6 protein-coding genes and 1 pseudogene are annotated in these 8,384 nt (G+C 40.1%); 6 read left to right on the plus strand and 1 reads right to left on the minus strand.

From position 1 onward, the window contains the following. Window positions 1–285: 285 nt before the first annotated feature. Window positions 286–1,427: pseudogene (locus tag AC3LHT_RS06280) on the minus strand (CD0519/CD1768 family membrane protein). Window positions 1,428–1,679: 252 nt separating this feature from the next. Between AC3LHT_RS06280 and AC3LHT_RS06285 the strand changes: the two are divergent. From AC3LHT_RS06285 to AC3LHT_RS06310, 6 genes are read left to right on the plus strand one after another with little or no spacing between them, the layout of a single operon-like run. After that, window positions 1,680–2,810 carry an ROK family transcriptional regulator gene (locus tag AC3LHT_RS06285; protein WP_488662305.1) on the plus strand — a complete coding sequence of 377 codons (1,131 nt, stop codon included), beginning with the start codon at window positions 1,680–1,682 and terminating at the stop codon, window positions 2,808–2,810. A 39-nt stretch (window positions 2,811–2,849) separates the two neighbouring features. Continuing rightward, the gene (locus tag AC3LHT_RS06290) at window positions 2,850–4,112 is read left to right on the plus strand and encodes a sugar ABC transporter substrate-binding protein (protein ID WP_290646791.1); all 1,263 of its coding nucleotides are present in this window, start codon (window positions 2,850–2,852) and stop codon (window positions 4,110–4,112) included. Between the two features lie 58 nt (window positions 4,113–4,170). Continuing rightward, window positions 4,171–5,058, plus strand: coding sequence for a carbohydrate ABC transporter permease (locus AC3LHT_RS06295; protein WP_290646793.1), 888 nt, complete (start codon window positions 4,171–4,173; stop codon window positions 5,056–5,058). A 19-nt stretch (window positions 5,059–5,077) separates the two neighbouring features. Beyond that, a complete protein-coding gene (locus AC3LHT_RS06300) occupies window positions 5,078–5,899 on the plus strand; it encodes a carbohydrate ABC transporter permease (protein ID WP_290646795.1) in 822 nt (273 codons plus the stop codon). A 4-nt stretch (window positions 5,900–5,903) separates the two neighbouring features. After that, a complete protein-coding gene (locus AC3LHT_RS06305) occupies window positions 5,904–6,800 on the plus strand; it encodes an amidohydrolase family protein (protein ID WP_290646797.1) in 897 nt (298 codons plus the stop codon). Between the two features lie 2 nt (window positions 6,801–6,802). Then, window positions 6,803–8,233: an argininosuccinate lyase gene (locus AC3LHT_RS06310; protein ID WP_488662306.1), complete on the plus strand. Its 1,431-nt coding sequence runs from the start codon at window positions 6,803–6,805 to the stop codon at window positions 8,231–8,233. The last annotated feature ends 151 nt before the right edge of the window (window positions 8,234–8,384 follow it).

The following is an 8,384-nucleotide window of genomic DNA, read 5'->3' on the forward strand; positions in this document are numbered from 1 at the left end:
ATAGTTGCAACTATAATTCCTGTTCTTGATTCTCTCAAAAACACGCTATAAACTGCTGATGCAATCGACTATAGAACGGGGTCTAGGGCATTGAGCAGGGTATAGGGTCCAGTTATTGGGGTTTAGATGTTCTCTCTCGTAACTCGAATCACGTCACTCGGCTCTTGATATTCTCGCTACTCGTAACTCGAATCACGTCACTCGATTTCTCGGCTCCTTAACTCATAATTCATAATTCATAACTCGGCTCTTGATACTCATAACTCGGTACAACGTTCTCCCTCTCTATCGCAATGATACCAGAGTATACAACAAATGAGCGATTATTCCAGCCCCCATTCCACCAATAGTATGGCTGAATATGGCTTTTCCAACGAGATTTCGTGAGCCAAGAGAATCCATCATGGCAACATGGGTTGAGAGATAACCGCTCCAACACATGCCAATGGCCGTAAGTACAGCAACGTCGTTTGGCATAAGTATGCCATCGGCAATGAATTTTGGTACAAGAGCAAGAGCTGCTCCAGTAGAGCCTAAAGAAGTCAATGGGAAAGCGATGAGTTCGGGTGAATTAAAGCCAAAAAGCAATTTTAATATCCAAAAGAGCTTTTCGCCCAACCAAGGAAGCACAGCGATACCTTCATATGGAGCACCCGAATAGCCTTTGGGTGAAGCTGGTCCGTAGGTAAGCATCATGATAAATGTAGAGATAATCAGGACACCTGGAATAATGGAAAGTCCTAATTCTACGCCACTCTTTCCGCCTTCGAGAATTGCATCCATAAACCTCTCGAAGTAGCTTTTATCCGTTTGAGTCTCTTTATTTGAAAGGATAGAAATTTCGCCAAACGCCGATGTGTTTCTGAAAGCCTTTCGTGTATAATGGCTCATTATTCTAACAGAAATGATGCTTCCAGCCACAGCGGCAACATTTCCTATAAGCACTGGAACAAGCAGGTTGTAGCCTGCAATAGCTGATTGGGCAATCATAAATGTGGTTAACATGAGGCCCATGCCAAAAGAAGTACCCAAATTGCACATGAGAGGTAACTGGTATTGTTTGAAGCACCTCACAAAATGCCTGTCTTTTATCAATGTGAGTATAGCGGGATTGTCGGATAGGTATGTTGTGATTATGCCGATAGCAGCAGCCCCCGGAAGATCATAAAGAGGCTTCATCAATGGTGAGAGAAGCTTGTTTAATAATCTCACCACGCCAAATTCTGACAAAAGCCCTCCCAATGCACCAGTCAAAACGGCAACTGCCATGATGAAAAATACAGTATTGAGGAGAAGATCATGTGCGGTGTACATTATTGTCTTGAACATATTACCCAATCCCATGCGGCTACCAAAAAGCAAGAGGAAAAGGCGAAAAGAAGGAGAAGCAAGATTGGTTCAAGTATTTTTTTGCTAGTATGCTTCATGTACTCACCCTTTTGAATGAATTTTCCGGTTCAAGTCTATAACAAAACCGGCAACCGGGCAATGCCTATGTTCAAAAGTTTATTACCAATAACGATCGTCGAATGGAAACGGTTTTTGACGAATATCTCTTCTAAGAAGTAAATAGCTAATTTTATCTTTGCTTTTTTGATTTGTATATTGGATAAAAAAATGCTATATTTAGTTAGTTAATTTAGTTTACTAATAAACACCTCAAAACAAGGAGCGTATCCATGGTGAAATTCACAAGGACCGAAATAAATGTTTTGAATACAGTTAGAAAACATGGCTTGATATCAAGGGCTGAGATTTCCAGGCAAATTGGGCTTAGTAAGCCGATTGTGTCTAAAATTGTTTCAAAGTTCGTAACCCTGGGAGCACTGGTTGAAAAAAAGCGTGGGTTGAGTTCAAAAAAAGGTGGAAAAAAGCCGATTCTGCTTTCGTTTGTCCCTGACTTCAAATACATTGTGGCTCTTGATATAGGAGGGACAAAAATGATAGCTGCTTTAACAGACCTTGAAGGGAAAATTTTAGAAAAGACGAATTTCTCCACAAAAGGAATAAAGAACAAAGAAGAGCTTTTTTCTCTTGTTGAAACTGGTATCAAAAGTGTTTTGAAAATTCCCAAAGAAAAAATATTGGCAATAAGTATAGGCGTACCTGGCACTGTGAGCAGTGACGACCAAGTTATACATTTCATACCTTCTTTCGATCTTAGAGATGTTCATCTTGCCGAAGAGATAGAGAAACGTTTTGGGCTTCCTGTTAGCATTGCGAACGATGTAACTTTGAATGCGCTTGGGGAACTGTGGTTAGGTGCTGCCAAAGGCTCAAAAAACATGTTTCTACTTTCTCTTGGTACAGGCACCGGAGGGGCTTTTGTGATAAATGGGCAGGTGTACGAAGGTTCTCATGGTATGGCGGGCGAAATAGGTTATATGATTACAAGCTGGCCGCATGACCGGATATCTACAAATGGGTTTGGAAGCCTTGAAAGCTGGTTTTCGGGTTATAGCTTTGAAAATGCCTTTAGTGGAAAAAGAGGTAAAAAGGTGAATCTCAAAGAGTATTTTGACTCCCACAAAAATGATGAAGCATTCAGAAAAATATTAACTGAAGGCTGTGAACATCTTGCAGTTGCGCTTGGAAATATAATAACGCTTTTTGATCCTGACGTGATCGTTATCACCGGTGGAATTGGTTATAACCAGTATGAAACCCTGATTGAATTAATCCTACCAACAATAAGGCGAATTGTACCAGAAGAGATATACCAAAGAGTTACTTTTAAGAGGGCTTTGCTGGGTGAACTGGGAGTAGTGTTGGGGGCGGTTTATCACGGACAAAATGAAATTCTTTTATAGATTGCCCGTAGAGGGTAAAACTACATAGGGGGTGTTTGTATGAAACGATTTTTTGTGATGCTTGTACTACTTGCTGTGATCCTTACCAGTTTCGCTTTTGCAGCAAAAACGAAGATTACGTATTGGCAATATTTCTATGAAACAAAGAAAAATACCATCGATCAGCTGATCAAAGAGTTCGAAAGGCAATATCCGGATATCGAAGTAGAGCATGTTACTTTCCCATATGCAAACTACAATCAGAAAGTAGCCTCTTCCATTCCCGCAGGAGTCGGTCCGGATGTAATCAACCTTTATTACGGATGGATCCCGAAGTATGTTACTTCCGGATATCTGATTCCCCTTCCCGAAGATGTCTTTTCAAAGGAATATTTGCAGTCACAGTTCTTTTCCTTCGTATCAAAGGGAGTCGAATTTAACGGAAAATATTATGCTTTGCCCATTGCTGTGAGATCTCTGGCACTTTTCTGGAACAAAAAGCTCTTTGAAAAAGCTGGTCTCGATCCTGAAAAGCCACCAACAACTTTACAAGAACTTGTTGAGTATGCCAAAAAGCTCACAGTATACGACAAAAAAGGAAATATCGTTCAAGAAGGTCTCACCATGCAACCTTCCGGGCAAGGGCATCACTGGATAAGAGAAGTCCTTGTGAGAGAATTTGGAGGAGTTCCTTATACTTCTGATGCTCGAACAGTTCTTTACGACAAAACTGGTGCGGGTTCCGATGTTCTGAAATTCTACACCGATTTGATTACTGTTGACAGAGTAGGATATCCCGGGTTCATGAATGATGATGTGACCGCTTTCAAAGCTCAAAAAGCCGCAATGACAATTGATGGTTCCTTCAGAATAGGAACACTCAATAAGATTAAAGGACTTGACTGGGGTGTTGCGGAACTTCCAAGCTATCTTGGTGTAAAATCAAATTTTGCATCTTTCTGGGCTAACGGCATTACTACAAATGCCACCAAAGATCCCAAAAAACTGGAAGCAGCGATAAAGTTCATAAAGTTCCTTTCTTCGCCAGAATCCATGAAGCTTTGGTTGAAAAACGTAGGCGAACTTCCTGCCAACCCTGAGCTTGCGAAGCAATATTTCGATGACCCTGTCTATGGGGCTTTCTTAAGAGGTTTGGAATACGCTCATGCAACGTTCTTTGTTGACGAATCTGCTCAAAGGCAAGTCATGATGGATGCTGTTGATAAAGTTGTCTTGAAAGGCATAGCTCCTGAAATTGCCTGGAAAGAAGCTGCAGAAGAGGAGCAAAAGGTTCTTGACAATTTCTGGAGTTCCGTTCATTGATCGTTTTTCAGTCCGGGGTTGCACCCCGGGCTGAATTTCATTTTCGGGAGTGTGCAGAATGAGGCTAAGGCAGAAAAAAATCATAACAGCTTACACTTTTCTAGCAATACCACTTTTGTTCTTCATTGTCGTTAGATTTTATCCCATGGTATATTCTTTTTGGTTGAGCTTCACAGATTGGGATTTGATATCGCCAAAAAAGAATTTTATCGGGCTTTTGAACTACATAAATATCTTCAAAGATGAGGTCTTTGTGAAGGCCATAATAAATACGTTGAAATACGTGGCGTTTGGTGTACCAGCAGTTATAATAGTTTCGCTTTATCTTGCATTAGTCTTGAATAGGATAAAAAAGTTTCAGGGTTTCTATAGATTGCTTTACGTTATGCCTTATATCACTCCTCTTGTTGCAGTAAGCTGGGTTTGGAAATGGATGTATCAACAACCACCAATAGGTTTCATAAATAATTTACTCACGATCCTTGGCTTGGATTCTCAACCCTTTTTGATGAGCACTTCTCAAGCTCTTCCGTCTATAGTGGTTACCACCGTTTGGGTTAATCTCGGCTACTGTGTAATCATCTTTTTAGCTGGCTTGCAAACAATTCCTCAAGAGTATATAGAAGCGGCGAAAATCGATGGAGCCAACAGAAGGCAAATTTTGTGGAGAATAACTATTCCACTTCTGAATCCCATTATCGTATTCCTTGCCGTTACTCAGAGCATTACTTTCTTGAGAATTTTCACCCAGGTTTACAACATGACAGATCAAGGTTCTGGAGGTCCTCTAAATTCCACCAAGCCTCTTGTTTTGTATATTTACCAGAAGGCATTTATGTCCTTTGATATGGGAACAGCAGCTACAGCGACAGTTATTCTTTTCGGAATAATTATGATAATAACCCTTGTTCAAATGATAATTCTGAACAAAAACATAGAATATTAATGATCTTGGGAGTGATGAAATGGTTAAAAGAGATAGATTAACAACGATTTCAGCATACGTATTTCTCACTATATTCGCCGTACTAATGGTCTTCCCCTTTATCTGGATGTTCTCTTCTTCTTTTAAGGATTCCGGCGAAATATATGAATTCAATCTATTTCCAAAGTACCCAACGCTGTACAATTACCAGTATATTTTTAACTACTCACTTTTCCCAAGATGGTTTTTGAATAGCCTTTTGATAGCGGTGGTAACAACGGTTTCGGTCCTTTTCTTTGATTCATTGATCGGTTATACACTCGCAAAATTTGATTTTCCAGGAAGAAAGCTCATATTCATACTGATTCTCAGTACGTTGATGATACCTACTGAAATGCTGGTGATCCCGTGGTATATCATGGTAAGGAACCTGCACTGGATGGGCACATATTGGAGTATCATGTTTCCAGGGATGATAAGCGCTTTCGGTATATTTCTCATGAAACAGTTTATGTCCACTATTCCCAATGATCTCATAGATGCGGCGAGAATTGATGGTGTTTCAGAATTTGGTATCTTTTTCAAGATAGTGCTTCCCTTGGTGAAACCCGCTCTGGCTACACTGGCAATTTTCAATTTCATTGGTAACTGGAACGCATTTTTATGGCCATTGATCGTTACTTCTTCACCAAAAATGTACACACTACCTGTTGGAGTAGCGTACTTTTCCAGTGAAAACTCCATGAGTTGGGAACTCATAATGACAGGAGCAGCAGTTTCCACAATACCACTTATAATATTCTTCCTCATATTCCAGAAGCAAATTGTAAAGGGCATTACCATGTCCGGACTGAAGGGGTGACAGTATGATAACAAGGGTAATCGATTCACACGCTCACTTTCCACTTTCAGATCTCAAGAGTGTTATGAATAAGGAAGTTCATCCCAGAGTTGAATCGGAACGTGAAAAATGGAGAAAAGCCTGGCAGTTCCCTATTCCACAGGCGATTGATGATTTGGATGAGTTAATCGAAAGATGGTACGAAGAAACTCTTGAATACGACCTATCAAAAGTTGTCTTTGTTACTGCAAACGGTAACGATAATATGTTGAGAATAATATCTGCTCATCCTGATAAATTTGTGGGATATGCTCATCATGACCCTTCAGAACCTGATGCCGCAGAAACGCTCGAAAAATACCTGCAAAAGGGGTTGAACGGTTATAAAATCCTTGGCCCCAGGGTCTCGGTCCCTTTGAATGATAAAAGTCTTTATCCTGTATGGGAAGTTGCCCAGAGTTACAAAATTCCTGTTCTCATTCATTTTGGAATTATGGGCGGTGCAGGGGGTATTGCAAGCCACGTCAATATAAACCCTTTGATCATTCACGATGTCGCCAAAAATTTTCCAGAGATAAACTTCATAATCCCGCATTTTGGCGATGGTTATGTTTTTGAGACCCTTAACTTATGCTGGGCTTGTCCAAATGTTTTCATAGACACAAGTGGTTCGAATCAGTGGATGAGATGGATGCCTTATGAAATCACTCTCGAAAAACTTTTCAGAAAGTACTATGAAACCATCGGTCCCGAGAGGATCATTTTTGGAACAGATTCTAGCTGGTTCCCCAGAGGGTTTTCAAAGAGCTATTTCGATGAGCAATACCGGGCCATGGTTTACATAGGAATGAAAGACGATGAAATAGACCGTGTTCTTTATAAAAACATCGAAGAACTCCTTGAAGGAAGCGTTGAGAAATGAGCATGAATAAAAATTATCAAAAGTACGTTCTCGCTCCCTCGTACAGAAATTGGAAGCAAAATTTTCTGAAGTACTTTATTCAGGAAAACAAGGCCCATCTTGTAGTATTGAAAGAGTGCAAAGTAGTCGATTACGAAAAAACGAAAAAAATAAAGGATGCAATCTTAGCTTTTGAAAAAAACTCTGACTTACCGGAAGAGCTGCCAGAAGGGTTTGAGGACCTTTTCTTTCTCTTTGAAAACAAGCTGGCAAAATATGTAGGATCTGATATTGCCGGTTATCTTCACACAGGTAGAAGTAGAAATGATCTCGATACAACTGTTTTTAGAATGCACGTGAGAAAAAAGCTTCTGAAGATTGTTGAATCAATGTTGTTGCTTTTGAAGGAACTCCTAAAAAAAACTCTGGAGACAGATGACAAACTCTTTTTGCTTTACACCCACGGGCAACCTGCCCAAGTATCCACTTTTGCTCATTACTTGTCTGCCTTTGCCTTTGAAGTCATAGAAGATTTAGAAGCACTTTTTAATGCCTATGAGAAAGTAAATCTCTGTCCCGCGGGTGCAGCTGCTATAACCACAAGCGGTTTTAATATCAATCGGGAACGCCTTGCTGAGCTTTTGGGCTTTGAAAAACCAGTAGAGAACTCCTATCGTGCCATAGTTTCCTCACATTGGATAACCCATCCTTCCTCAGCAATTAGGCATTTTCTTGAGGATGTAGGAAGGTTTGTTGCTGACATCAGTCACAAAGCATCAAATGAAGTAGGTCTTGTGGACTTTCCCGATGAACTTGTACAGATAAGCAGCATTATGCCACAAAAGAGAAATCCGGTGATTCTTGAACATATAAGAATCTTTTCAGAAATGGCAGCAGGGGAATTTGCAAATTTGACAAACCTTTTCAGGAATGTCCCCTTTCAGGATGTTAACGAAGTAGCAGATGCTCCAATGAGGATTTTTGACAGTGCGAGCGAGTACGTTGATTCTGTTGTAGTATTACTGAAAACAATTATAGAAGGGATAGAAGTAAACAGCGAAAGATGTAAAGAACTTGCCTTATCCTCTGGAGCTACGACAACTGAACTTGCAGATACTCTTGTGAGAGAGGCAAAAATAGGCTTTAGAAAGGCACATAAAATCGTTTCAGCCTTTGTGCGTTCTGGCAAATCTTATGATGTTCTGAAAGAGAGTTTTGAAAAGGAAATTGGAAAGACTTTCCCCTTTTCAAAAAAAGAAATCCAAAAGGTGCTTTCCCCAAAACACTTTGTGGAAGTCAGGAGAATATCTGGAGGACCTTCTAAAACGGGGATGAAGAAGCTCTTGGAAAAATTCGAAAGCGACTTGACAAAAATTCGATTGAAATACAACAAACTCAATGAAAAGAACCTGGAGTATGAGAACCTTTTAGATATGGCTTTTAAAGACCTTTGAATAGTGGTGATACTATGATCAAAGCTGAGAAGATCTATACGCTCGTAAAAAAAGAACTCGTAAAGGCCAATACAATTGTCAACGAACTGGTTCGAAGAGAAGCGGAAAAATATAAAGGTCCCTTCGCAGAGATTATTTTGGAAAATATGAA

The organism is Kosmotoga sp. (assembly GCF_982836095.1).

Coding starts and splice junctions, on each gene's coding strand:
- AC3LHT_RS06285 (WP_488662305.1), top strand. CDS start 1,680: ATGGTGAAATTCACAAGGACCGAAATAAATGTTTTGAATACAGTTAGA.
- AC3LHT_RS06290 (WP_290646791.1), top strand. CDS start 2,850: ATGAAACGATTTTTTGTGATGCTTGTACTACTTGCTGTGATCCTTACC.
- AC3LHT_RS06295 (WP_290646793.1), top strand. CDS start 4,171: ATGAGGCTAAGGCAGAAAAAAATCATAACAGCTTACACTTTTCTAGCA.
- AC3LHT_RS06300 (WP_290646795.1), top strand. CDS start 5,078: ATGGTTAAAAGAGATAGATTAACAACGATTTCAGCATACGTATTTCTC.
- AC3LHT_RS06305 (WP_290646797.1), top strand. CDS start 5,904: ATGATAACAAGGGTAATCGATTCACACGCTCACTTTCCACTTTCAGAT.
- AC3LHT_RS06310 (WP_488662306.1), top strand. CDS start 6,803: ATGAATAAAAATTATCAAAAGTACGTTCTCGCTCCCTCGTACAGAAAT.